Source organism: Glaciecola petra (assembly GCF_031846345.1).
GTDB lineage: Bacteria > Pseudomonadota > Gammaproteobacteria > Enterobacterales > Alteromonadaceae > Glaciecola > Glaciecola petra.
On record NZ_JAVRHX010000005.1, the window covers coordinates 55,796 to 80,780 of the forward strand.

General features: G+C 37.8%; 26 protein-coding genes and 1 tRNA gene. 21 read left to right on the forward strand and 6 right to left on the reverse strand.

The genetic code is table 11. The features are described from left to right. The first annotated feature begins 33 nt into the window (after positions 1 to 33). A complete protein-coding gene (pmbA, locus tag RM552_RS14615; RefSeq protein WP_311369610.1) occupies positions 34 to 1,401 on the forward strand; it encodes a metalloprotease PmbA in 1,368 nt (455 codons plus the stop codon). A gap of 85 nt (positions 1,402 to 1,486) precedes the next feature. Here the strand turns inward: pmbA and arcA are convergent, their stop codons facing one another. Both arcA and RM552_RS14625 read right to left on the reverse strand, forming a co-directional pair. Beyond that, positions 1,487 to 2,191, reverse strand: a complete 705-nt coding sequence (gene arcA / locus RM552_RS14620; protein ID WP_311369611.1) for a two-component system response regulator ArcA — start codon at positions 2,189 to 2,191, stop codon at positions 1,487 to 1,489. A gap of 287 nt (positions 2,192 to 2,478) precedes the next feature. Beyond that, positions 2,479 to 3,189, reverse strand: a complete 711-nt coding sequence (locus tag RM552_RS14625; RefSeq protein ID WP_311369612.1) for a hypothetical protein — start codon at positions 3,187 to 3,189, stop codon at positions 2,479 to 2,481. 202 nt (positions 3,190 to 3,391) lie between these two features. Between RM552_RS14625 and RM552_RS14630 the strand changes: the two genes are divergently transcribed. The 4 genes from RM552_RS14630 to RM552_RS14645 all read left to right on the forward strand — a co-directional run bounded on the left by RM552_RS14630 (position 3,392) and on the right by RM552_RS14645 (position 8,905). Next, positions 3,392 to 3,808: a hypothetical protein gene (locus RM552_RS14630; RefSeq protein ID WP_311369613.1), complete on the forward strand. Its 417-nt coding sequence runs from the start codon at positions 3,392 to 3,394 to the stop codon at positions 3,806 to 3,808. Between the two features lie 168 nt (positions 3,809 to 3,976). Continuing rightward, a complete protein-coding gene (locus RM552_RS14635) occupies positions 3,977 to 6,502 on the forward strand; it encodes a DUF1592 domain-containing protein (protein ID WP_311369614.1) in 2,526 nt (841 codons plus the stop codon). Next, positions 6,471 to 7,826, forward strand: coding sequence for a DUF1552 domain-containing protein (locus RM552_RS14640; RefSeq protein ID WP_311369615.1), 1,356 nt, complete (start codon positions 6,471 to 6,473; stop codon positions 7,824 to 7,826). Before RM552_RS14635 ends, RM552_RS14640 begins: the two co-directional genes overlap by 32 nt. A gap of 23 nt (positions 7,827 to 7,849) precedes the next feature. Then, a complete protein-coding gene (locus RM552_RS14645; RefSeq protein WP_311369616.1) occupies positions 7,850 to 8,905 on the forward strand; it encodes an ankyrin repeat domain-containing protein in 1,056 nt (351 codons plus the stop codon). A 55-nt stretch (positions 8,906 to 8,960) separates the two neighbouring features. Here RM552_RS14645 and RM552_RS14650 read toward each other — a convergent pair whose 3' ends face one another. From RM552_RS14650 to trmB, 3 genes are read right to left on the reverse strand one after another with little or no spacing between them, the layout of a single operon-like run. Next, complete coding sequence (locus RM552_RS14650) at positions 8,961 to 10,394, reverse strand: glycogen synthase (protein ID WP_311369617.1); 1,434 nt, start codon at positions 10,392 to 10,394, stop codon at positions 8,961 to 8,963. Continuing rightward, positions 10,391 to 11,557, reverse strand: coding sequence for a methyltransferase (locus RM552_RS14655; protein ID WP_311369618.1), 1,167 nt, complete (start codon positions 11,555 to 11,557; stop codon positions 10,391 to 10,393). The genes RM552_RS14650 and RM552_RS14655 overlap by 4 nt, the downstream gene beginning before the upstream one ends. Next, positions 11,557 to 12,276 (reverse strand): tRNA (guanosine(46)-N7)-methyltransferase TrmB, encoded by a 720-nt coding sequence (trmB, locus tag RM552_RS14660; RefSeq protein ID WP_311369619.1) that lies wholly within the window; start codon positions 12,274 to 12,276, stop codon positions 11,557 to 11,559. Before trmB ends, RM552_RS14655 begins: the two co-directional genes overlap by 1 nt. Positions 12,277 to 12,422: 146 nt before the next feature. On the opposite strand from trmB, the gene mutY reads away from it, so the two are divergent. From mutY to RM552_RS14725, 13 genes are all read left to right on the forward strand, one after another. Further along, a complete protein-coding gene (gene mutY, locus RM552_RS14665) occupies positions 12,423 to 13,526 on the forward strand; it encodes an A/G-specific adenine glycosylase (protein ID WP_311369620.1) in 1,104 nt (367 codons plus the stop codon). Positions 13,527 to 13,671: 145 nt separating this feature from the next. Continuing rightward, positions 13,672 to 13,944, forward strand: a complete 273-nt coding sequence (locus tag RM552_RS14670) for an oxidative damage protection protein (protein WP_311369621.1) — start codon at positions 13,672 to 13,674, stop codon at positions 13,942 to 13,944. 123 nt (positions 13,945 to 14,067) lie between these two features. Continuing rightward, positions 14,068 to 14,143 (forward strand) — tRNA-Phe (locus RM552_RS14675). Positions 14,144 to 14,311: 168 nt separating this feature from the next. After that, positions 14,312 to 15,562, forward strand: a complete 1,251-nt coding sequence (locus tag RM552_RS14680) for a tyrosine-type recombinase/integrase (RefSeq protein ID WP_311369622.1) — start codon at positions 14,312 to 14,314, stop codon at positions 15,560 to 15,562. Between the two features lie 10 nt (positions 15,563 to 15,572). Further along, positions 15,573 to 15,992 (forward strand): hypothetical protein, encoded by a 420-nt coding sequence (locus RM552_RS14685; RefSeq protein WP_311369623.1) that lies wholly within the window; start codon positions 15,573 to 15,575, stop codon positions 15,990 to 15,992. Between the two features lie 169 nt (positions 15,993 to 16,161). Then, positions 16,162 to 17,019 carry a hypothetical protein gene (locus RM552_RS14690; RefSeq protein ID WP_311369624.1) on the forward strand — a complete coding sequence of 286 codons (858 nt, stop codon included), beginning with the start codon at positions 16,162 to 16,164 and terminating at the stop codon, positions 17,017 to 17,019. 122 nt (positions 17,020 to 17,141) lie between these two features. Further along, positions 17,142 to 17,456: a helix-turn-helix transcriptional regulator gene (locus tag RM552_RS14695; RefSeq protein WP_311369625.1), complete on the forward strand. Its 315-nt coding sequence runs from the start codon at positions 17,142 to 17,144 to the stop codon at positions 17,454 to 17,456. Between the two features lie 12 nt (positions 17,457 to 17,468). Then, positions 17,469 to 17,783 (forward strand): helix-turn-helix domain-containing protein, encoded by a 315-nt coding sequence (locus RM552_RS14700; protein WP_311369626.1) that lies wholly within the window; start codon positions 17,469 to 17,471, stop codon positions 17,781 to 17,783. Beyond that, entirely contained in the window at positions 17,780 to 18,013 is a 234-nt protein-coding gene (locus tag RM552_RS14705; protein ID WP_311369627.1) for a hypothetical protein, read from the forward strand. The genes RM552_RS14700 and RM552_RS14705 overlap by 4 nt, the downstream gene beginning before the upstream one ends. A gap of 30 nt (positions 18,014 to 18,043) precedes the next feature. Continuing rightward, positions 18,044 to 18,859 (forward strand): hypothetical protein, encoded by an 816-nt coding sequence (locus RM552_RS14710; RefSeq protein ID WP_311369628.1) that lies wholly within the window; start codon positions 18,044 to 18,046, stop codon positions 18,857 to 18,859. Positions 18,860 to 19,222: 363 nt separating this feature from the next. Next, positions 19,223 to 19,627, forward strand: a complete 405-nt coding sequence (locus tag RM552_RS14715) for a hypothetical protein (RefSeq protein ID WP_311369629.1) — start codon at positions 19,223 to 19,225, stop codon at positions 19,625 to 19,627. Between the two features lie 42 nt (positions 19,628 to 19,669). Beyond that, the gene (locus tag RM552_RS14720) at positions 19,670 to 19,951 is read left to right on the forward strand and encodes a hypothetical protein (RefSeq protein WP_311369630.1); all 282 of its coding nucleotides are present in this window, start codon (positions 19,670 to 19,672) and stop codon (positions 19,949 to 19,951) included. Positions 19,952 to 20,250: 299 nt separating this feature from the next. After that, the gene (locus RM552_RS14725; RefSeq protein WP_311369631.1) at positions 20,251 to 20,748 is read left to right on the forward strand and encodes a hypothetical protein; all 498 of its coding nucleotides are present in this window, start codon (positions 20,251 to 20,253) and stop codon (positions 20,746 to 20,748) included. A 12-nt stretch (positions 20,749 to 20,760) separates the two neighbouring features. Here RM552_RS14725 and RM552_RS14730 read toward each other — a convergent pair whose 3' ends face one another. Beyond that, positions 20,761 to 21,555, reverse strand: coding sequence for a GmrSD restriction endonuclease domain-containing protein (locus tag RM552_RS14730; RefSeq protein WP_311369632.1), 795 nt, complete (start codon positions 21,553 to 21,555; stop codon positions 20,761 to 20,763). A 147-nt stretch (positions 21,556 to 21,702) separates the two neighbouring features. On the opposite strand from RM552_RS14730, the gene RM552_RS14735 reads away from it, so the two are divergent. The 3 genes from RM552_RS14735 to RM552_RS14745 all read left to right on the forward strand — a co-directional run bounded on the left by RM552_RS14735 (position 21,703) and on the right by RM552_RS14745 (position 24,749). Then, positions 21,703 to 21,867 (forward strand): hypothetical protein, encoded by a 165-nt coding sequence (locus RM552_RS14735; protein ID WP_311369633.1) that lies wholly within the window; start codon positions 21,703 to 21,705, stop codon positions 21,865 to 21,867. 104 nt (positions 21,868 to 21,971) lie between these two features. Beyond that, positions 21,972 to 22,514, forward strand: coding sequence for a hypothetical protein (locus RM552_RS14740; RefSeq protein WP_311369634.1), 543 nt, complete (start codon positions 21,972 to 21,974; stop codon positions 22,512 to 22,514). Positions 22,515 to 23,102: 588 nt separating this feature from the next. Beyond that, positions 23,103 to 24,749 (forward strand): tetratricopeptide repeat protein, encoded by a 1,647-nt coding sequence (locus RM552_RS14745; RefSeq protein ID WP_311369635.1) that lies wholly within the window; start codon positions 23,103 to 23,105, stop codon positions 24,747 to 24,749. Positions 24,750 to 24,985 lie beyond the last annotated feature (236 nt).

A 24,985-nucleotide genomic window follows, 5' to 3' on the forward strand; every position in this document is an offset into this window, starting at 1 on the left:
TAGCAAGACCAATTTAATAGCGAAACTTATTTTATGTCCTCTACTGATGATAAAGAACAACAGTTAGATCAACAAAAGCAACAACAACTAAATGATATTAAAAATGTTGTTGACGATACTTTAAAATATGCCAAACAACTCGGTGCAACGGCGGCCGAAGCGAGTATGTCTAAAGTACAAGGAATTGCCGTAAGCACGCGCCTAAAAGAAGTCGAAAATATTGAATTTACTAATGATGGTGGATTAGGCATCGTTGTGTTTGTTGGTAATAAAAAGGGCAGTGCATCGACTGCTGATCTATCACCAGAAGCACTTAAACTCACGGTGAGCAAAGCAATAGAAATTGCCAAATATACTAGCGATGATGAATGTGCAGGTATTGCTGACAAGGACCTAATTGCCACAGAATTTCCTGATTTAGATTTATATCACCCGCAAGCTCTAGATGTTGAACAAGGCATTGAGCAGGCACTTGCATGCGAATCAGCAGGTTTAGATTATTCTTCAAGCATTATTAATTCAGATGGTGCGTCGTATAACGCCAATATTGGCATGAAGGTATACGGTAATAGTCATGGCATAAATGCAGGATATCCCAGCACACGGTACAGCCTTAGTTGTGTATTGATTGGAGAAAAAGAAGACGACATGCAACGAGATTATGCTTATACCGTATCTCGATTGCCGAATATGCTAGACACCCCAAAACAGGTTGGTATCGATGCTGCCAAGCAAACAATTTCTCGCCTCGGGGCACAAAAAATGTCAACTACCAAAGCGCCTGTTATATTCCATCGTGACATTGCGTCGGGTATATTTGGTCATTTGATAGGAGCAATTAGTGGAGGTAGTTTGTATCGTAAATCTAGTTTTTTACTAGATTGTAAAGGCCAACAATTGTTTCCAGAATGGTTGAGTATTATGGAGCGGCCATATATCAAACAAGGCTTAGCCAGTAGTAGTTTTGATAACGAAGGGGTGCAAACAAAAGACCTCGATATTATCGAAAATGGGGTGTTGCAGCACTACTTATTAACCAGTTATTCTGGTCGCAAGTTAGGTTTGCGCTCCAATGGCCATGCTGGTGGTATACATAATTGTCTCGTGACAGATACTGGCCAATCAGATAGTGAACTCTTAGCTACCATGGGAACAGGTTTGTTGGTGACTGAAATAATGGGACAAGGCGTTAATATCGTAAATGGCGATTATTCTCGTGGTGCCGCTGGTTTTTGGGTCGAAAATGGCAAAATTAAGTACCCCGTGCATGAAATTACAATAGCAGGCAATTTACGAGATATGTTCAAAAACATCGTGGCAATAGGGAAACAAAAAGAAACCAGAGGGGCTTTGCAAACGGGGTCTATATTAATTGAGAACATGCAAATAGCAGGAAGTTAATCTTCTTCTTATACTGATTCAACGCAAAACGGCCGCTAAAAAATTAGCGGCCGTTTTTACTTTTTTTAGCTACGTATGGTATTTGTTAGTCTACTGACCCACAAAACCGATAACCTTCACCATGGATAGTCACAATCAATTCTTCGTCATTTGGTTCAGACTCAAAGTGCTTTCTAATGCGTCTAATCGTAACGTCGACAGTTCTGTCATTAGGTCTTAATTCACGTCCAGTCATTTCCATGATTAGTTGTTCACGTGTAAGTATTTTACCTGGATTACTTAAAAATAAGTGTAAAGCTCTAAATTCGCTACGTGGTAATCTGAATTCGTTGGACGTTGGTGAGATAAGGCTACGAGAATCCCCATCAAGCGTCCAACCATTAAACTTGACCTTGCTCGGCAAATCATCATCTTCAGCAGCATTTGTTGTTCTTGACAGTAAGTTGCGCGCGCGTATTGTTAATTCACGAGGGTTAAACGGTTTAGTTAAGTAATCGTCTGCACCAATTTCTAACCCAAGGATTCGATCAACGTCATTATCGCGGCCAGTTAAGAAAATTAAACCCACATTTTTACGATTACGCACTTCGCGTGCTAGTATCAAACCGTTTTTACCGGGGAGATTGATATCCATAATTACGATATCAATTTGGTTATTTTCGAAGAAGTCATGCATTTCTTCGCCATTTTCGGCTTCAAAGACATTATATCCTTCTGCTTCAAATAGACTTTTAAGTGTTGTACGTGTGACGATTTCGTCTTCTACTATCAATATATTAGGGGTTTGCATTTTTCTCTTCTACTTTGTAATCAATGGGTTTTGTGTAGTACTTGCCTCTCAAAACGATTTATATTAAAAAGCGTTTTTTTATATTTAATGTTTTTAAAATCCGTCATATCTTGCAAATTTGACAAAAAGTGCTTTAAAAACACAATTTTAGTTCATGTTTCATGACTTAAATACTGCACTACCTTCAGTATACAAAAAAATACACACTTGAAAAGTATCTTTTGGCTTTCAATCAAAAATAATATCTTTGTCAATGTAAAAAACTTACTCGATATCTATTTTAATCTCTAACAAAGTGGGAAGCGAGCTAATAGTGTGGATTTTTCTTTTGTGTGGTACCAATCGTTAATTACTAAATCACAATACGTAGACTCCACTTCGCCAAAGTCAGTATCGATATTTTGTTTAATTAATTTGTATAGCTTTATTGGTAGTCGTGTTGGTTGTTTAAATCTCACCATGGTGCAATGTGCGCTTTGAATGCTATAACGACTGTCGATTGTGTGTTCTAAGTCGCTAGCATTAAAGTGTATTCTCAAATTTTTTCTTACCTCAGCTAACAAATCGTTCATTGCAAAACCACGCAATAAAATACAGCTTGAGGAAATCGTTATTCCTTTAAACATAATGTTAATGGCTTCGGTTTTTTGAGTCGTTTTTATTGCATCGTTAATGGCACTTTGTATGACTTGAACATACTGGTTTAAGTTAAAAACATTAAATTCAAAATGCTCTCGACATGTCACTAACGACAATAGAGTTACGTGCAAACTCTCTGTTTGAGACATATGTTGGTTAGGATCAAGCTGATGAAACGTTTGATAAAACTCTTTAATGTTAGACATTAGGGTAGGATTTTCATTTAGTCGCAGTATTAAACTTATACCCATACGTGAGTCTGGTTTACCCATTAAATATGGGTCAAATTCGAGCATGTTTTGCTTCAATTTGAGTGCATTTTCGTGCCACAGTTGGTCGTATAGTTTGTTTTCTTGCATACTTTTTTATTCTTATTGATTATTGCTTTTGAAAACATTTTGGGTGCGTGCGCCAAACGCTCCCTTTTATATCCCAATCAGCTTCTTTTCAGGCAAGTTAATCACAATATAAACACAAATCTATCACAACGGGAATTATTATCTATTTGTATGGGTCCAGCTCTATGACTTTGAATCTGTTCGTGTATTCCCGGAGAAGCAAATGGTAAATAAAAAAAGCACTTTAAAAACACCTTGCAGCAAAATAGCAATTATGATGACCGCATGCGCTATCGTTGGCGGTTGTGCGTCAGCAAATACTCGTTATGAGCAGTTGAATGCTCATTTGGACAATAGCATTAATTGCGACACTGCCAATGAGCAAATACAAGAGTTAGAAGCAAACAGGATTTCTAGTACAGAAGAGTTTGCTAATGGCGTTGCAAGTGTACTGCCAACTTCTATTGTGTTCAATTTGATCGCGGGTGAATATACGAATAGGGCTAAAATCGCGTCGGGGAAATATAATGATGAGCTAAGAGCGCGCATAACATTAATCAAAACTACTTGCTTATTAGGTGAAACCAATACAAGTGCAAGCAAAGCTGATGATACTGCGGAATTAATAGCCTTGCGTTGAGTATAGAATGCGAATTTACATTATTTTAGGCTAGACCACTGTTCAAATGAGTTGCACAGGTATTCGTTGATTTTAAGCTTGGCGCAATAATTGCTCGTTTCTAGTATTAAATCAGTATTTGCGCGTTATCTTCAATATTTATCGCGTAATTGCGCAAAGAGAGTGCAAATGCCCCTTAATGTTTCACCAAATTGGTCTAATCCAAGTTCGATATTGGGCTTTATATTTGCTGTTATGTGTTATGCATTGTTATTGGGCTTTAGTCCAAGTGTGCTTTCAACACTGCCGTCTCAGAATGCACTAAAAGTTATCGTCGACAATACAATCCAAGATCGTTGCGATAGTTGCCACAATGATTATGATTTTACTACTAATTGGTCGGTAAGTGATATCGATGTCAACGATATTGAACAGGGAAAAAATCAACACCTCTGGGAAGCAATATTAAAATCTGTAGCCTTGGGCGATATGCCTCCAGCTGATAAAAAACCTTTAGATACCCAAAAGAAAGCTTCATTGTTATATTGGCTTGAGACTTCTTTAGACCACTACAGCGAGCAAAACCCCAATCCAGGTCGAGCTACCATTAGGCGATTGAATCGCAATGAATATGCTAATTCGGTCAGAGATTTACTCGCCTTAGACATCGATATTAGCCAGAGTTTACCGGGCGATGATTCGGGCTATGGGTTTGATAATAACGCCGATGTATTAGGTGTATCAACGACCCTACTAGAAAGGTATATATCAATTGCCGGCAAGCTTAGCCGCCAAGCAACAGGGGTAGTTGGCGATACGGCGAGTAAAAAAAATTATCTTATACCCAAAGACGGGCCGGTAAAAAATAGTGGCGTTCCTTCTTTCAATCTTCGTATGCACGACGACTTGCCCTTAGATTCGAGAGGCGGCGGTAGTGTTGATTTTTATGCGCCTATTGCCGGCAAGTATGAAATAGCTGGATTTATCAATGCAAACACAAATAATGAAGTCGACCGTTTAGATATACATCGACATAGTTATACACTATCTCTACCAGCGGGTAACCACGAAATAGGCATGACTTTTCGCAAAGAGTTAGCCCTTAGCGAACATGTGCCAACAGTTAGAGAAGGAACTAGCTATGTAGTGCTGCCTGATAGAGAGCCTACAGAGCTAGATTTAGATTTTATTGTTGATGGCAGTCGCGTACATACAAAAAAAGTGCCGTCGTATCATATGTCTGCGCGATTTTCGCAAGCTGCTTTTTTACGCGATGTACTTGAAATAGAAATAATTGGACCTCTTGAAAAACTGGATGAGGGACAAACAGCAAATGTTGAAAATAGCGCTAACACTACGCCTAGCTATAGCAAAATATTTAGCTGCTATCCAAAGACTTTGTCAACAATTGAGCAAAGCGTTAAATCCGAATTGAGTTGTGCAAAACAGATTATTGCAAGCCTCGTTGAGCAAGCTTATCGCCGGCCAATTGATGAAGCTGACATTGAACCTTTGATGGGAATTTTTAAACAGACAAGAAGAGATTTGGACTTTAAAGCAAGTATTGCAACTACTATCCAGGCCTTATTAGTTTCGCCAAGCTTTTTGTATTTGCAAGAGCATACTCCCAAAGATATCGCACCTGGCAGTGTATACAAAATTAACGATTATGAATTTGCTGCAAGACTAGCACTCTTTTTATGGAGTAGCTTGCCCGATCAAGAACTAAGCGAATTAGCAAAAAATGGCAGCTTAAGAGAACCTGCTATTATTCGTCAGCAGATCAAGCGCATGCTAGCATCTGAAAAGTCGAAAGCATTGACAGACAATTTTGCGGGTCAATGGTTGTACCTTCGTAACTTGCCGCGCCATTTTCCAGATGTATTTGAATTCCCAAACTTTGATATCCCTCTTAAACAAGCAATCAAACGTGAAACTGAGTTATTTTTCACGCGTATTTTAAAAGATAACTTATCAATTTTTGATTTTCTTAATGCTAATTATAGCTATCTTAATGAACGACTAGCTGCTCATTACGGCATAGAAGGGGTCAAAGGTCATGCTTTTCGAAAGGTGTTTTTTGGAGAAAACTCAAATAGAGGAGGGTTGTTAGGGCAAGCCAGTATTTTAACCTTGACGTCAAACCCCAATCATACCTCTCCTGTAAAACGGGGCAAATGGATATTAGATAACCTGCTTGCGGCAACGCCTCCCCCGCCACCGCCAGATGTCCCTTCATTGATCGCCGAACATGATGGCGTTGCCCTGAGTGCAAAAGAACAACTGGCTAGACATCGAGAAGACCCAGTGTGTGCATCATGCCATGTGCGCATGGATCCATTGGGTTTAGCCTTAGAAAAATACGATGCGGTAGGTGCATTTAGAACTGTTTATGCCAAACAAATAATTGATACTAATGCACAAATGCCAGACGGTACGGTTTTTGACGGCCTTCCTGGTTTACATAGTGTTTTGTGGGATAGGCGAGAGCGTTTTGCTCAAGCATTTATTGACCGCATCATGACCTACGCACTTGGCAGAGGCCTAAAAGCATTTGATAAGCCGACAATACGGCAAGTAGCGAGGCAGGCTAGTTTAGAAAATTATCAGATCCATAGCATTATCGAAGCTGTTGTTACTAGTATTCCATTTAATTATAAAAAGGCGCCGGAGGAGGCTAGCGATGAAGAACGACAAATTGCTCAAGCACGATAATAAACGGTCATCACGGCGACTATTATTAAAAGGTCTTGGCGCTGCTGTAGCGCTTCCAATAATGGAATCCTTGTTGCCATCAGCTATGGCTAAATCTATTCAAGACCGCCCCAAACGAATGACGGTATTTTATTCGCCCAATGGGGTCAGAATGCAAAGTTACACACCTAAAAGAGTAGGTGCAAACTACGAAGCAACAGCTATTTTACGGCCACTCGAAAAAGTTCGTGACAAACATGTTGTGATATCGGGATTAGCACATTATCAGGCTAGTGCTTTTGATGCGCCGCCAGCAGGCCATGGCAGAAGTTGTCCTGCATTTTTAACCGGAGCGCATGCAAAAGCGACTGAAGGCGCTGATATATATTGCGGCATTTCTGCAGACCAAGTAGCCGCCAAGTATTTTGCTAAGGACACGCAACTTGCATCCTTAGAATTGGGTATTGAACCGCCTAGTTTGTTGGGTAGTTGCGATATAAATTATAGTTGTACTTACACCAACACTATTTCTTGGCGAAGTCCAACTCAAGCTTTACCTGCTATGGTTACGCCGAGTGATGTATTTGAACATTTATTTGGTAGTGGTAATAAAATCGACGAAAAAGATCGTCAAATGCGCTTGGCACATAAATCGAGCATTCTTGATTTTATTAATGAAGACGCAAAAAGGGTAAATAAAAAACTAGGGATAAATGATCGTCATAAAATGGGGCAATTTTTTGAATCCATTCGTGATGTAGAACGTCGAATCGTTAAGGCACGAGAAACTACGATTGCTATGAATTTAGATGGCTTTTCTGTGCCTGCTAATATTCCCAGCGATTATGAAGAGCATGTAAAAATTATGCTAGACCTTCAAATGCTAGCCTTGCAAACCGATATGACTCGAGTGAGTACTTTCATGCTCGGACGTGAGCTTAGTAATCATGCCTACAATAATTTAGGTATCCCAGATGGACATCACGCGCTTAGCCATCACGCTAATGATCCTGAAAAAATTAATAAGCTTGTGAGCATAAACGCTTATCACAATCAGTTGTTTGCAGATTATCTTGAAAAAATGGCGAATATTTCTGATGGCGAGTCAAATTTGCTCGACAATACCTTTGTTGTAAGAGGCGCTTGTATTGGAGAATCTAATGATCATGATCATATGGATCTTCCGATAATCTTGGCCGGTGGAGGAATTAAAGGTAATCGACACATCGCAAGCACAAAAGATACTCCTATGTGTAACCTTTTATTGTCTGTTTTACAGCAAATGGGCGTTCCTACAAATAAGTTTGGCGATAGCACTGAGCCCTTGGCTAATTTGTTAACCTAAGGTTTTTATTGAAGAGGAAAGTAATGGTAAAAAAAATCATGGCTATATTTTTGGTGATAAGCCTTATTGCTTGTACAAGTGAATCTGCACTTAACTCTGTGGGATCAAGTTTAGATGAACAAGAACATCAACGCTTGCTGCTAAAAACAAAGCGCGCTATTTTAAATTTAGATCGTTCTTTACTTGAAAGCCTTGTTACACAAATTGATGTAAATCGATTGCTACCAGATAAGTCAAGTTTGCTTGCATGGGCAACAGAAACACAAGATCCAATCTTAGTAAATATCATCCTTGAAAATGGCGCAAATGTACAAAATGCAGACGGCAATCGTTTTAGTCCCTTAATTCAAGCATGCAGATACGGAAATACTGAAATTATCCTGGCGCTTCTCACCAAAGGAGCTAGCCCCAATATTTCTATAGATGATGGTACCAACGCATTTCATTTATGTGCTGGATCTGCTTCAACCGAAGTGCTTGAATACATGATCAACGTGGGCGCCGACATAAACGCAAAAAACGATAAAGGACAAACTGCCTTGATGTGGTCTGCTAATGCGGGGAACGTTGAAAACCTAAATTATCTTGTAAATATTGGCGCTGACATCAACGAGCAAAGCAAACAAGGTTACAGTGTCCTATTTTTTGCCATTAAGAGTCAAAATTTACCCGTGGTAAAAACGGCAGTTGCACTCGGTGCTAATTTGTTTGCCAAAGCTAAAGATGGCACGACGGCAATGCAGCTAGGTGTATATACAAAAAATTATGCTTTTTTAACTTGGATTGCTGGTGAGCTCAATTCATTCATGAATGAGGATGAAGTTAAGCAAGTCATAACTGCCTTCGATCGCAATGGCCAGCAACTTATACATGCTGCAGTACAGGCTAATCAAGCAGACCTAGTTAAAGCGCTTTTAGTTTTAGGTGCCGACATTAACCAACGAAGTGAACCTTCAAAACTGAAATGGCGCTACGAAGCAAATTTTAAAACAGAAGATTACGTACCACCTCAACTTACAGCAATTGAAATTGCCAAACAGCAGAAACTAGAGCAAATGATGGCGATAATGACTAATTGATATTTTTTTATAGCATCTTGGATGTTTTAGAAAAACGCAAATCGATTATGTCGCTCTAACGTAGATAAACCTTCTCGTATTCTTTGGCAGCGGCTTCCCATGTAAAACGCGTATTCATTCCCTCTTTAATGAGTTCCTTAATACGAGCAGGGGATTCGTTATAAATGAGTAAAGCACGTCTAAGTGTCGCCAACAGAGCTTCTGATTCCGGTTTGTCAAAGGCAAAACCATTTGCATTGGGTAAGCTATAATCAATTACTGTGTCAGCCAGTCCACCTACGTTTCTGACAATAGGCAAAGTACCATATGCTAAGCTATACATTTGGTTTAACCCGCAAGGTTCGAATTCGGAGGGCATCAAGAAGAAGTCAGCGCCCGCTTCTATTAAGTGCGTAAAGTCTGGTCTGAAATCTTCAACAAAACTAAATTTTTCTGGGTGGGCCTGACTTATTTCACGTAAATGTGAAGTGATGGTTTTGTCGCCTGTCCCCATAATTACTAATTGTACTTTGTGCTCGAGCAATTCAGACAAAATTGGCATGATGAAGTCAAATCCTTTTTGTCGAGTCGCACGACAAACCATGCCTATGACAGGTATAGATTTGACAACGGGCAAACCCGATTCCTTTTGCAAAGCGGCCTTACAAGTGCTCTTTCCAGACAATTCATTTGCCGTGTAATTTTGCGGCAATATGCTATCAGTCTCAGGGTCCCATTGGGTGTAATCGCAGCCGTTTAATACGCCACTTACTTTAAAGGGAGCTTGGTTGATAACGTCGCAAATACCATGACTACCAATGACACTAAAAATTTCTTTTGCATAAGTAGGGCTTACAGCACACACCTTGTTTGAAAACATAATCCCGGTTTTCAACATATTCAGGTCATCGTTATCAATATAGACCTTTTGTATGTCTTCATGATCTAGTAGTGATATTTTATGAAGTTTTTCAATCCCCTGAAAAGCTGCATTATGCAGTGTGATGACGCTTTTAGTTTGAGCAAAAAAATCTGCCTGAGCCACTAAATTGTGCCTGTGTAAATATCCACTGTGCATAAAGTAGGGTGCCATAGAGGTATGCCAATCATTGCAATGGAGCACATCAGGAGCGAAGTTGATGTTAGCGCTTACACACAATGCAGAAATTGAAAATAAAGAGAATCTTTGAGCATTTGATGCTAATTCATTATCGCCGTAGGGCGTGTCTGCTTGCGAAAAATAAGGGTGATCAATCAAGTAAGTTTTTATGCCATGAAAATCAAGTTCCTTTACGCCAAATGAAAAATTTTGATGATTAATATGTATAACTTGTTCGGGCATGGCATCAACTAAAGAAAAACTATCAGCAACTTGCTTATAATTTGGCAATACCAAAACGACTTCATGACCCAAGTTTTTTAGTGCAATAGGCAAAGCCTTTCCAACATCTGCTAAACCACCTGTTTTAATAATGTCTTCGACTTCTGATATGACAAAAAGAATTTTCATTTTTTAGACTTTTCCACTTGATAAACCCGATATTTAGGGGTGGCGTTAAGTTCTTGAAATTTGCCATAAACCTGTTGTAATGCATCAGGGTAAGGTAAAAATCTGTTCGCAACCAACACCATCTTAGCATAGGGTTTACATAGGCTAAACGACGCTTTTATAAAGTTTTGTGTAATACTATAATCATTTTGTATACCTGCATGGAAAGGCGGGTTAGACACAATTAGATTATACGATTTTATAGGTTTTAACATGCCGTCTTTGGGGACTATATCTAAAGTCGCAAAAGACGTATCTATGTTGTTCAACTGCGCTGTTTTTTGGCTACAATAAATTGCTAAAGCTGATACATCGCTCATACTAATTTTTAGCACATTCCCAATGTTTTCGCTTTCATCATCAGGGGTTTCTATTGTGTGACTATTTTTAGGGAATTTTGCAGCAAAATAAACAGCCATAACCTTCGCGACATAAACACCAATCAGCCCAGTGCCACAGGCAAAGTCATATACATGGCTGCTGCGTTTTAGTGCCGCTTCTTTTAAGAGCCAAGTTGGGCTCAATTCACTAAGTAGTAAGTCTGTACCAGGATCTAATTGTTTATGACCAAAAACCCCTGGCAAAGAAAAGACTTTAATACTGGTGTCGTGAATATTGTAGCTGCGTATTTCGCTGTATTTGTCTACATTGAAATCGGGTAAAGGTTTTTCAAGGGTAAGTGCATACAACCCACAGTGCTTTGCACTATCTATTTTATTTACGTGTTGACCGAATTTTTCGAGTAATTTAGAGACAGATTTTACACCTGCTTTGTTTTCCCCAATTATTAATATACTGCCATTATCTTTAACGAGGGCTGCAGCGTTTTCAATGAGCATTACTAATTGCTGTTTAGCTTTAGGTAAATAAATGACAACCCCGTCGAGTCTTGATGTGCCGGTATCGTCAATATCAGCAAGCGAAAAACTGGCAGCAAAAACTTGCTTATTTTTAGTTTGCTGTAAGCAAGATTCATAGTCGTTGTACATTTGATGCAAACCGACAATATTATCATTATTTATTTGCTCAAAAATAAACGCTTCAGTTGGGTTAATAAAAGCCCATTTGCCTTGTTCAAAATGTTCTTTGTTGCGCAGTAAAACTTGACTTGATGATGACAACACTAGCTTACTCGCTTATAAATAATGTCCCAAACACCATGACCTAATTTTTGGCCGCGTACTTCAAACTTGGTAATTGGCCGATAAGCAGGCCTTTCAACATAGTCTTTCGTCGGCGAGGTGTTTTCAAATAGTGTGGCTTGTTGCATAACCTCAAGCATGTGTTCTGCATAAGGCTGCCAATCGGTAGCCATATGAAACTCACCACCAATTTTTAACTTTTGCCTGATTTGCTCTACAAAGTCGACTTGCACTATGCGTCGTTTGTTGTGCTTCTTTTTATGCCAGGGGTCAGGGAAAAACAACTGTAGGCGGTCTAAACTTGCATCTTCAATGCATACTTTTAGTACTTCAACGGCATCGTGTTCAAACACTCTTAAATTATTTAGTTTTGCTTCTTCTGCAGAGGCTAAACAAGCACCAACACCAGGACGATGAACTTCTATACCAATAAAATCAGTGTCGCGTGCTTGGTCAGCCATTTCAACAAGTGATTTACCCATGCCGAAGCCAATTTCTAATACACGTGTAGCGTTACGACCGAAAACCTCATCAAGATTTATTAAGCCTTGTTCGACACTTAAACCCATACTCGGCCAATTAACTTCAAGTGCGCGACCTTGCGCTTTAGTAAGGCGGCCTTCGCGTTTAACATAACTTTTTACTTTCGAAATATACACGCCAGCGGCGCGCGCTTCTTCTTCTGAATTAAACCGACTCATTAAAAATTCTTTAGGTTACTTATATTTGCTTTGCGCATTATGCAGTGACTCACTATAAATGCAAATTTCAATTAGGCTTGAGCAAATATTTCTCTCTTGTATGATAGCGAGTAACAAAACAAAAATAATAAATACAGGGCAATCAAATGATCTATGATTTCAGCACGGCAGTGTTGAATTGGTTCGACATACACGGACGCAAAAACTTGCCTTGGCAGCAAAATAAAACGCGATATTCGGTTTGGGTGTCGGAGGTAATGTTACAACAAACCCAAGTAAGCACCGTGATACCGTATTTCGAAACCTTCATGAAGAAGTTTCCTACGGTTGTTGACTTGGCCAATGCTAAACAAGATGCCGTGCTGCATTTATGGACAGGTTTAGGTTACTACGCTAGAGCACGAAACTTGCACAAAGCCGCGCAAAAAGTGAGAGATGAGTTTTCTGGAGAATTTCCAGATTCATTTGAGGATGTATTGTCTTTGCCAGGGATTGGTCGCTCGACGGCTGCGGCCATTCTATCGCTCGCTGACAATCAGGCTTATGCGATACTCGATGGCAACGTCAAGCGGGTGCTTGCCCGCTACTTAGCAGTAGAAGGCTGGCCGGGCAATAAGAAAGTCGAAGACAGTATGTGGGAAATGGCCGAATCATTAAAGCCACGAGTGCGCTTTGGTGATTACACTCAAGCGATAATGGATTTGGGCGCAACACTGTGTACGCGATCAAAACCAAATTGCGATATGTGCCCTGTGCAGACTCATTGTTTGGCTTATGCTCAAGGGCGGCAAGCTGAACTACCGCATAAAAAACCAAAAAAACAAATACCCACAAAAACAACCCGTATGCTTATTCCTTTTTACCAAGGCAGTGTGTTGATGCATAAAAGGCCCTCTAGTGGCATTTGGGGTGGCTTATGGGGCTTTTATGAGAGTGATAAAGAAAGCTTTGAAAGTGTTAAAGATTTACCTGATGATTTAGCAATTATGGAGGCAGATTCTGAGAGCTTGTTACAAACACAAATTCTACCTGAATTCACACATACTTTTAGTCATTTTCATTTACAAATAACGCCAATTCTTTTGTTAGTAGACGGGCAACATTCAAATGTTGGTAAACAGCCTGATGGTGCTATAAAAGAGCTTCAAGGTATATATGAAAAGTTATGGTTTAATATCCATTCTGGGCCTGATGTTGGCTTAGCCGCACCAACAGTCAAAATACTCAAACAACTACAAGCAATGTATTAAATTAATGCTTAGTATGCTTAATTTGTTTAATCACAATTTGTGCGATGTGCTAATATAAGACACTAATTTATCGTTCACATTGGCTGATGCCAAGCTCACTATTAGAGAGCTTATTAATATCAAGTTAATTAAAAAAGAGAGTTACATGAGTAGACAAGTTAATTGTGAGTATCTAAAAAAAGAAGCACCAGGTTTAGACTTCCAGCTTTATCCAGGCGATGTGGGTAAACGTATTTTCGATAATATTTCAAAAGAAGCTTTTAGTATCTGGCAAAAAAAGCAAACTATGTTAATTAATGAAAATAAGCTAAATATGATGGAAGCAAATGATCGTAAGTATTTGGAAGAAAAAATGGTCGCTTTTTTGTTTGAGGGCATCGAACCAACAATAGAAGGTTATGTACCGCCTACAAAATAATCAATTTTTATGATGATGGGCAAAGATAGAAAAAAAATCATAAAAAATCAGCCAAAATTCCAATAATCGGTTGACATAAGGCGCGTAAATCCGTTTAATACGCGTCCACAGCAAAATGCTGTTGCCTCGATAGCTCAGTTGGTAGAGCAGCGGATTGAAAATCCGCGTGTCCCTGGTTCGATCCCGGGTCGAGGCACCATTTATTTATTCCAAAACGGTCTATAACGACCGTTTTTTTTATGCCTATCAGTAACTTACCCCCTATACGGTGGCTTATCGACACTTATCGACTATTGTCGAATCTCAATGTTATAGATACACTTGTAGATACACATAAGAGATTTTGACTAAATAGCGTGTACCTACGATGCCTAGAAAAGCCATTCCATTAAACACGACACAGATAAAAGCACTTAAACCGAGAGACAAAGTTTACTCTGTAAATGATGGTAATGGTTTATTGCTTCGAGTAAAAACTACTGGATTAAAGACTTGGATTTATAATTATTACCACCCCTATACGAAGGCTCGTAACAATTTAGTAATAGGTGACTTCCCCCAATATACATTAGAAGATGCTAGAACCAAGTCGAGAGAATATAAAGACTTGGTGAAACAAGGAATTGACCCAAAGGCCAAGCGCGATAGAGATATATTAGAAAACATCGACAAAGAGCAAAACACATTCAAACAAGCCGCCGAGGAGTATTTTGCAATTAAGCGTAAAAAACTTAAGCAAAGTACAATAACCAAATGGGAGCGCTATCTAAATAAAGATGTTTACCCTGTAATTGGTTCATTCCCAATTAAGGAGTTAACCCCTGATCATGGAAAGAAAGTTCGTAAACGTATTTTAGACAGAGGGGCTTTTGATATTGCTAGTAAGGTTTGTAACTACATGAATCAAATAATGGTTTATGCAGAAATAGAGCCTAACCCCTTTGCAAATTTGGCAAAAAGAATAACAAGACCTGAGGCTGTTAAACAACCATCGATTCCATTTTCCGAATTGCCAGACTTTTTACATACTATCCAATATTCTAATACTGACTTGCAAACACGCTTACTTTTAGAGTTTCAATTGCACGTTGGGGTTCGACCAAAAGAGGCCGCGATAGCCGAGTGGTCACACTTTGATTTTTCAGAGAGTGTTTGGAATATTCCTGCGGAAAACATGAAGGGTAAAAAGGGTTTAGAGCGCCCTCATAGAGTTCCACTATCTAATCGAGTATTAATCATTCTAGAAATGTTAAAACCGCTCACAGGCCATTACAAGTACGTATTTACAAGTAAATATAATACAAATAAACATGTAAATGTCGAGACTGCAAACAAAGCAATTCAGCGCACTAAATTTAAAGGCAAGTTAGTTGCTCATGGTTTTAGAGCTGTTTTCAAAACTACAGCTGAAGAAATAGGCGGATTTGACAGAGTAGTGACTGAGGCGGCACTTGCTCATGTTACAGGTAGTAAAACAGAACAAACTTATACAAGAACTGATTATTTTGAACGCAGAAAACCATTAATGCAATGGTGGTCGCAACAAATTGAAGATGCAGCCACCGGCAATATGAGTGCTGCAAATTTGAATAGAAATTTAAGAGTGATTAATCAATAAGGGAAAGGAAATGAACTATACAGAACTAGACGCTAACGCTTGCAATCTTTCTGCACAAGCAGAACAAATTCATAGTATATTTTTTGTGCTTGAAAAAGCTTGTGAATCAATTAAAACGACGAATAGATATAAATTCGCCGTTGAAGTAAGCTCGCTATACGAAAAAGCTTCAAAACTTTCTGACAAGCTACTATTAGTCTATCACCGAGAAAACAATTATTTCTGTACCGAAAGTCTTGAATTTATGTTTGCGCTTTCTTGTAGCCTGGAAAGTTTGATTCAGCACACGCTCGAAAAATTAGATACATCTGATTTAGATGGTGACTGCTTACATATACTTAATACTATTTATGGCGCAAAAATTCTGGCGGTTACATTGAGAGAGGATTTTGAAACGGTGCTTAAAAACTCAACAGAAATTGCCGCTTAGACAATGGTTAAGTTGACAGAACATGGATTAAGTTCTTAAATCGAAATCGTGGGTGTAACGTTTCGTTACTCCTCCCGCACTTTTACTTAGCCTAGGGTAGCTCCCGAACAGCCAGAACCCTACTGGATTGGCTAGGTGAATTTATTAGGGGCTTACAAGGATAAGCAAATTGTTAAAAAGAAAATCGGTAAATATTGAAAGACTTGATGTCACATTCTATCAGTTCCTTTTACTCATATACGGCGTTAACCCCCAAGAAGTAATTAACCTTCCAACAGGAGAACGACCAAAGGACATTGAGGTAGGATTAGTGAACGAGATTAAAAAAGCTTTGGAAACAATTTTAAAAGACTGGGATGACAAAGTATTTGAAATTAAAATAGTATCAGTTGGCACTACAGCTAGCGAAAATACTTATCGATTTGAAAGCCTTTTAAGAGTGGTTTTTGAAAAATATGAGTTTGAGTGGGCCAAGTCACCAAAGGAAGTACAAACTTTAATAGCTGAATATAAAAAGACTCAAATGGCAGGGTACAGTTTAGATCTTCTAGAAAGAACCATGAATGTCATAGGCCTTTTCAGTCTGAGACATATTCTTAGAGAAAGCAAAGACAAAGAATATTATGAATATAAGAATTTAAATTCGGTGGACGATTTATCCATGAAGGTAATTGAAGATACTAAAAAAGAAGTTGTCATCAAATTAATAAAAAAACAGGCCGAAATCGAAGAAACTATACATAAATTACATCAGGATGTTGAGGCTCTTAAAAGCGAAAATTCAACACTAAATAAAATTATAGATTTGCAACAAAATAATAATACGTCCCTAGAAAAAGAAGAAACTGCGCTGAAGGTTATAGCTACTCTAGTCGAGCTTATCCAAGAAAGTTCGAATCAAAAATACAATCAATCAAGAATAGTTGCTGAACTTGAAACTAAATATAAAACAAGCCTTCTAGGATTTAGCAATAGCAATTTGGAAAAGCTATTTGCTAAAGCTAACAAAGCTTTAAAAACAACTTAATTGTTATTGCAATTCCCTGCAACTGCAAAAAGTTGTATTGCAATTGCAATGACTATAGGAAATTCATACTAGAAAATGACCTCCGAAACCTAGCAATACCGCTAGTAACCGGAGAAGCACTAATGCAAACTAAAACAACAACCTTTCCACTATCAACTATTGGATCATATCCAGAAAGGGTATTGCGGAAGCCAGAAGTATTAAAAGTAACAGGTTTATCGTCAACCGTATTGTATGAACAAACTCGAGGCGGTTTATTCCCGACAAGCATGGCATTGGGAAGTCGTGCAATTGGCTATTTAAGTTCAGAAATAACTGCAATTGTTACTGCACGCGCTGCTGGCTATGACGATGAGCGAATCAGAGAGCTGGTTAAACTACTCATGCAAAAGCGCAAAGAGTCAGCAAGCGCTCTTATGTCGTCCTTAGTAGCATAATCGGTGGTTATTATGAAAATGAGTACCAACACCGATCAAAGAATTAATGCCCCTATTACCAGTCAAGAGAGTAGCACAAATCGAGACCGTAAACAGATCTTAGCATTGTTACGACTAAAGCCAATACATACTATTGAGTTTAGGGAATTGCACGGCCTAATATCACCAGCGCCACGCATCAAAGAATTAAGGGAACGAGGCTACAACATACGAACTAAGCTAATACGGGCGATGTCACAAGATGGGAGAGTCCATAACAACGTAGCCTTATACGTGCTGGTTTCAGAACCATCAGCAGCGAATCGAACTGAAGGAGCAGCCGCATGAAAAAATGTGAATTATTCCCAGTGTTCGATGACCAAGCCAAGCAAATTAAAAACGTTGAAGCCCTAGCTAATATTATCCGTATTGGCATAGGTGGCGAAGTGATCGCAGAAAAGCATCTAAAACAATGTATGAGCTTACTTTGTGACTTAACCATAGTGTTAAGTGAAAACCACGAGACAGGCTCACAGGCTCTTACAAACCTTTACATCACTGATGATGCTATTATCTAAGCCCTTCGGGGCTTTTTTAAGGAGGTAAATATGGAGTCTAACAATCAAGCTATTGCCAAGGACGGTTTTGCTTTAATCCTAAGCGCAAGAAATAAAAAAGCCAAGGCGTCAACGAAACCTAATGTATTTTTTATAAACGAAGATGCTGTAAAAAAGTATGGAGTATTAGATGCCGCAATCATTGGCGAAATGTATTTTTGGTTTGCTACCGGAAAAAGTAAGTTTTTCAGAAAGTTTGAGGATCATAGTAATTTTTTCTATGTATCAGCTACTACGATTGGTAACCATCATAAAAAGCTGACTGAAGCAGGTATATTTAACAGAACTCGTTCCTTCTCAAAAATACACGGTGGTAAGCTTGCGTATGATTACACTATTGGCGATTCACCAGATGCTAATAAATTTTTAAGTGAAGCTAAAAGAGTCTTAATAAAAGATGATGGGAAAGGCCGTTCTGATTTTGGTACATTCTCTGATGAATATGAATTTAACCTAACTATGACACCACGTACTTTAAGCTTATTAACTTGTGCTATCGATCACTTTAAAGACTTAACAACTGCTTATATTTACGGGAAACTTGTATGGGTAGAGTTTAACGATCCTGAAAAAAAAGGGATTGGAGCAAGTAGGTTTTCTGATATGGCTAGATTTTTTGGCATCAATAGAAACACACTTAAGAGAAAACTCGAACTCTTAAATTCACTAGGGTACATTGCCTTTCAACTTAATAATGATTTTTGTAGCATCGTCATAGACAGAGACTCTAAAATATTTGAAGAATTTGAATCTTATATGCTCGATATTAATGAATCAAGGCACATTGGTATTATGGATATATTCTGACATTTAGAACCAGTATGACCGCATGGAAAACAACCTTAAAACAAATAATGATGTTCAAAACTGTTTTAGGGTTGTTCAAAACTATTTTAGGATTATTCAAAACTAATTTAGGAATGTTCAAAACTGGTATCTAATATCTACTATGTAAGATCTACTAAATAAAAACTACTAGTAAGAACGGGTCATAAGCTAAAGCTTACGACTCGCGACTTATTTTCTATTCATTTGTACAAGTTCTCAATACATATTTGCTTAGCGTTATTGAAGCTGCAAAAAAAGGTGGCAATATCAAATGTTAGACTTAACAAGACCATGCACTATTTAAAATAATTTCTGGACCAATACGCGCGCGAGGCATAAAACATGACCAAAAACAAAGTAGGTAGACCAACTAAAATGACAGAATCGACTGTCCAGTTATTAGAGCAAGCTTTTGCAATAGGCTGTAGTGACGTTGAAGCTTGTGTTTACGCGGGTATCAACAAAAGTACGCTTTACTCTTATTGTGAGAAAAACCCTGGATTTACCGACCGAAAAGAGACATTAAAAACTAAGCCCATTATGAAAGCAAAAATGGTAATCAATAAAGCCTTGGATGATGGCGATTTAGCAACCGCTCACAAGGTAATTGACCGCAAAGAAGGTTCGAGAATCAAGCAAGATATTACTAGTAAAAGTGAAGTAACTATGAATTTCCAAGACCTAACTGACGAGCAATTAGACTCAAAATTACAATCATTGTTGAATGAAGTGACAGCGGTTCGATAAAGATTTATTCTTATGTCTCGCATCTTAAACTAGGCTAGTAAAATGTTTGATATTGAATTTAGGCTTATTGATAGTTTGTTATTTGTTCTCATGTATTTTGTGATTTCAGGGAATGTAAAGCGAGCACAGCTTTTACAAGAAATAATTAAATTAAATGCAAAACTTCCTCAAACATATCACTCCCAAGAAAAGTTCGAATATTTGAGACAAGACATCAAAGATATTAGTGTAACGTTAAATGAAATAGAAACATGCTCAAAAGAGAGTTTAAGTTACACTATTAAAATGAGTGATTACATGGCAAATAAAAAGAACGAATTATAGGTATCAAGAGAATTTAGAATTAAGCCTACAACTGTATTGGGTGATTTTTCCTTTTCAAAGTTGCGGGTGTAAAAAATGTGTTTCGCCGCGGTACTACACAACAAAGGCTGTAGACTTTTGACCCACCCCTACTATTCGAACAAGATAAGTTCATTAGTCTAAAAATACATCAATTAGATTTCTATTCAGCACTGACTCCTGTCGCGCAAGTTGAATATTTTGTGTGATAAAACAATATGCTGCAAAAGCGCTCGAGCACTATACAGGTTGAATGCGCTAAAATATAAGTGTAGTCTGATGTGAAAAATAAATCAGGTGCGTTTATGCCAGTGGACGTTCATAGTGACAACAACGAAAGTAAAAAAGCACTTTCTCAAATTTACGATAACATTCAAGATAGATTAAAAGAATTTAGAACATTAATGACTAAGCTTCTTTTTGGTTTTATGAGTGTATCAGCCGTTCTTATAGGTCTTATCGTTAAATATGCTGAGTCGTTTGATTTTCAAGCAAGATTAGTCTTGGGTTTTGGTTTCTTTCTTCTTATCGTATTTTTTATTTACATGACCCGAAAGTTAGAAATATATTTTCTAGAAGTCGCTGGCGTTGTCCACAAAATAGATAATATCTACGGTGTATTTGAAGTTAATGTCTATGCAAAAGGCGCTACACTTTTTCCAGATAACTGGAAGAATTTTGGCACATCTAAATGGAATGAGCCTATTTTTAAAGCGTCTTATTTTGGTCTAATTGGAGTATGCCTTTTCGGGTTACTGGTTATTATATTTGTAAAATAAAGACAATATAAATTAATTCTCACACGCTTGAACCATTCGATTAACAATTCGTCGTTCACTTGGTATAAAATCCAATTCATACTTGGTCATTACTTTATTAAAGTGTGCGATGTAATCACAACGATAAGAATGATTAGGCGGTAACCACTCTGTTAAACCCTTAGCGCCCTTCTGACGGTTTAATGAGGCTTGAACTAGCAAAAGGTTATCCAAGTCATTAGCAAAGGCCTGCTTGCGTTCCCTGCTCCATTTGTCACCACCATGACCATGTGCAAATTTGAGCGGCACAACGTGATCGAGGTCTAAGTCTTTGGAATCATTGTAAGTCTCGCCTGAGTAAAAATCAAACCATTCACCCGACAACACATTGCAGTCTTTATCAGTTTTAAACTTCACTGGCTTTTTTGATGTTGCTATCAACAATTCATGCCTAGTATTTTGACAATCTTTATCTGAATCAATCCAGTGAGGCCAGTCGTTACGATTGTATAAAGAGACAAAAGAACGCCCTTCTTCAATAGCTTCCTCTTCTGCCTTATCAAAGTCACTCTGGTAGCCTTTGTAAGCCTTTCCACCAGCCGCAATACAACTTGGCATGGAATCATAAGGAGTAAAGTTCTTTGTGCGCTTAAATGAGCCGCTATTAGCATCATGGCAAAGGCCGGAATTGGATTGTTTTACAACAGGTTCGATTGCTTGAGAATCGTTTGCTGTTATTGGCTTGCTGGCGGTTGAATCTTGTTTTGGTTCACAAGCAGTAATACCGATGATTGATATTAGACAAAGTATCGAGGTTAGTTTTTGCATTGGTTTTAAATTTGTTTTTATTTTTACTTAGTCTTGCATATTACAAAGCGCTAGCCAAACGGAAATATAAAAACCGTACCCAAGTACAGTTTTGCTATTGGACTAACATTGATATCTTTTACCCAAATCATTAACTGGGATAATCAAATGAAACTAAGCAATCAACAACAAGCAGAAACAATGCTAAACATACTTTTAAACAGCGGCAGAGAGACACAATACGAAGATAGGTTCGCACTTCCTCATGATGACGTAATGATGCTCTTAGAATTGATTAGAGAGTGTCTTATTGCTGACAGTGCATTAGCATGAAGTTTCGACTTTAAGGCATTTGATTAATGTTCAAGCACAATAGCATTGCTATTGCTTTTAAATTAATTCAGAGTAAAGATTAAAAACCACAGTGATGCTGCTTAATGAAGAGATATGATCCTACAACTTTTATTTTTATTTTGTTTGACCCTCCTATCCGCTGGTTAGTTGCTGTTTGTGTCAATCAACAATTGGTAACCACATCAATTAGAATTGAAAGAACATTCTTTGAAAAGCAAGATGGCTCCAATAAAGTAAATTATATAAATACAATGTTAGGTGCAATTCATGCTAGAGCTGCAGCCGCAATAGGTCATGTTTCAATAATGATGAGTATGACGATAATTTTAGCATTAAACGTTGATCTAAATGTTTTCTTTAAAATAGCAGTGATAATAGAGATATTTTTATACATGGTTTTATTACTGCTTTGCTTGAGATGTGTTAGGTCATTGACACTAAATGATGGAAAATTACATTTTAACCTAGATGATATTTATAATAGAGAATTAATATATCGATTTTCTATACAACAATTAGTGAATGCTGGATTAGTTTTGGCTACGGTAGGATTTTTCTTTTTAGTTTTAAGTTATTTAATCACAGATATTTTGTTTAGAAACGAACAATACTTATTAACTTACTGATTAAAATGTTTATAAATCTGCAATTGGGTCCTTCCCATTATTGACAAATATGGGTAATACGCACCTCGTTTATTTTCTAGCTGTAAATTCTATAGATGATCCACCACAAGTAGTTTGCAAAATACGAATAACGATTCTTTATTGAGCAGAAAAAAGTTTTTAATTTCTCGGGTGAAAAGATAAACTTATGCAGCGGTACTATATTTTTAAACCTGCAGACTTTTCATATGCCCAACCCTCTGCAATAGAAAAATAGGTCTTTCTATCGTCTTGGTTGTGTGTATCGTAGAGTGCATTTTTGAATGCCGTAAAACGACAATATCGATTACCTAAATAATTAATCCGAAATGAAAATTAATTCCGAGTAAGCCCACTGTTAACAATTCACAAATAGAAAGCAATAAAACCAAACTAATGACCTGACGCACATCACGTTTTCAAGGTTCTTACTAATAGTAAGCGCATAAAGCAGATTCAGTATTAATGGGTTGAGGAAAAAAGAGTATATCGCTATTTCTAACCAATTATTTTTCGATTTACTTTTGTTATGGTAATTTAATAAGTGTAGATGTTAAATAAGGACGTTAAATGCAAGGTATCAGATTAATCCTCACCTTCTTAGTACTATTAAGTGCTTTTAAAACCACAGCTGATGATGAATGTTTCAGACTTGCCTCTCCTGAAGCAGTTCCATTCGTTAAGCTTGACTCGAATGCAGCGATACTATCTTGTGAAAAAGCTTACAATGTGGCGCCAAATGACCCTTTAATAGGCGCATATTTCGCACGAGCGCTGCTTAAAGAAAAATTTTACGATAAAGCGCTAGAATTGAATCTAAAAGCAGCCAATGCAGGAATTGCATTTGCACAGAGTAATCTAGGAGCAACTTACCAAAATGGATATGGTGTACAAAAAGATGATGTTAAAGCTTTAAAGTGGTATCTAGCAGCCGCTGGGCAAGGCTTTCCTATGGGAATGTATGGAGTTGGTAACATCTATTACTACGGGAGTGGAGTAAGTCAAAGTGACAGTGAAGCTTTGAGATGGTACCTCAAAGCGGCAAATAAAGGTTTATCACAAGCGCAATTTTCTGTTGGTTATATGTTGCAACTAGGTAAAGGAACAGCTCCAGACTTACCAAAAGCTTTCTCATGGTTTTCCAAAGCAGCTAGATCGGGAAATGTAAGTGCAAAATATGCAATTGGTCTAAGTTATCTTCGCGGTTATGGTGTTGAGAAAAACAAAGATCTAGCAATAAAATGGCTCAAAAATTCTGCTTTACAAGGTCACAAAAAAGCAAAGATACTTTTAGAAACTTTGGTCGCTGAAAAAAAAGCCACTTCAGAAAGCATTGAAAAAGATTTTTCACATAAATATGCTCAGTTCATTCCCAAAAGATTACATTCAAAAGTGCTTCAAGCTGAAAAAGGTGATGGCAAAATGGCTGGCATGCTAGGAAATGCATACAATTACGGTAGTTATCAAGATATTGGAAAAGTAACAAAAAATATAGAAGTTAGTATTTATTTTTATGAACTAGGAGCCGAACTAGGGGACCTTGGGTCCCAACAATTGGTTGGACTAATTTACTATAGAGGTAAGCAAGTTAAAAAAGACCTCAAAAAAGCAAGTCATTATTATAGAATGGCTGCTCTCCAAGACTCTAGAGTTGCATATGTGTCTCTTGCGAAAGCGCTAATTGAACTTGGTGGTACAGACTCTTATAAAGAGGCTTATACTTGGTTGCGAAAAGATATAAAAGAAACTCCTCGTTGGGCGAAAAGTACTTTAAAAGAAAATTATAGCTTATTAGGTTATCTATATGAACATGGCTATGGTGTAAAACAATCATATGGAGATGCCTACAGTTACCATATGAAAGCTTACGATAAGGAAATAGAATCTGCCTTAGCTTTAGCAAAATACGCAATGAAAGGCCAACCATATGTGAAACGTATTAGTTACATAGCCGCTAACGCTGCGTGGTTAACGGTTGAAGAATTGAGTTTAGGAGACCCGAAATATGATAAAATCATTGCTGTCGCTTGCGCATTATCCATAGAAGAAAATGATTGTTATAAGCTAGATCCCTTATTTTCAGAGTATGTAAAAAATGTGGTGCACGCTGGAGAGTGCTTTAAAGTAAAAGAAAATTGCGACAAAACTATTCCTGAAGCTATCGAATTTCATAAAAAACGAAGTAAAGAAATTAACAAGAGCGTTAAGGATGGGTAGGACACAAATTTAAAATTAAATAGAGCTCACGACTATAACTATTGCTGTGAAGTCTTTGAACAGCATCGAGCATTTGATAAGTTCATTGATATTTATTTTGCAGACATTCTTTCTTAAAACAAAAATAAATGAATGTTGTTGGATATACTTAGGTTGAAGATGTTACGTGTGTTCATTAGGTAGGGGTGGGTCGAAAGTCTATAGCTTTAGTAACATAGTACCGCCGCCCAAGAAAT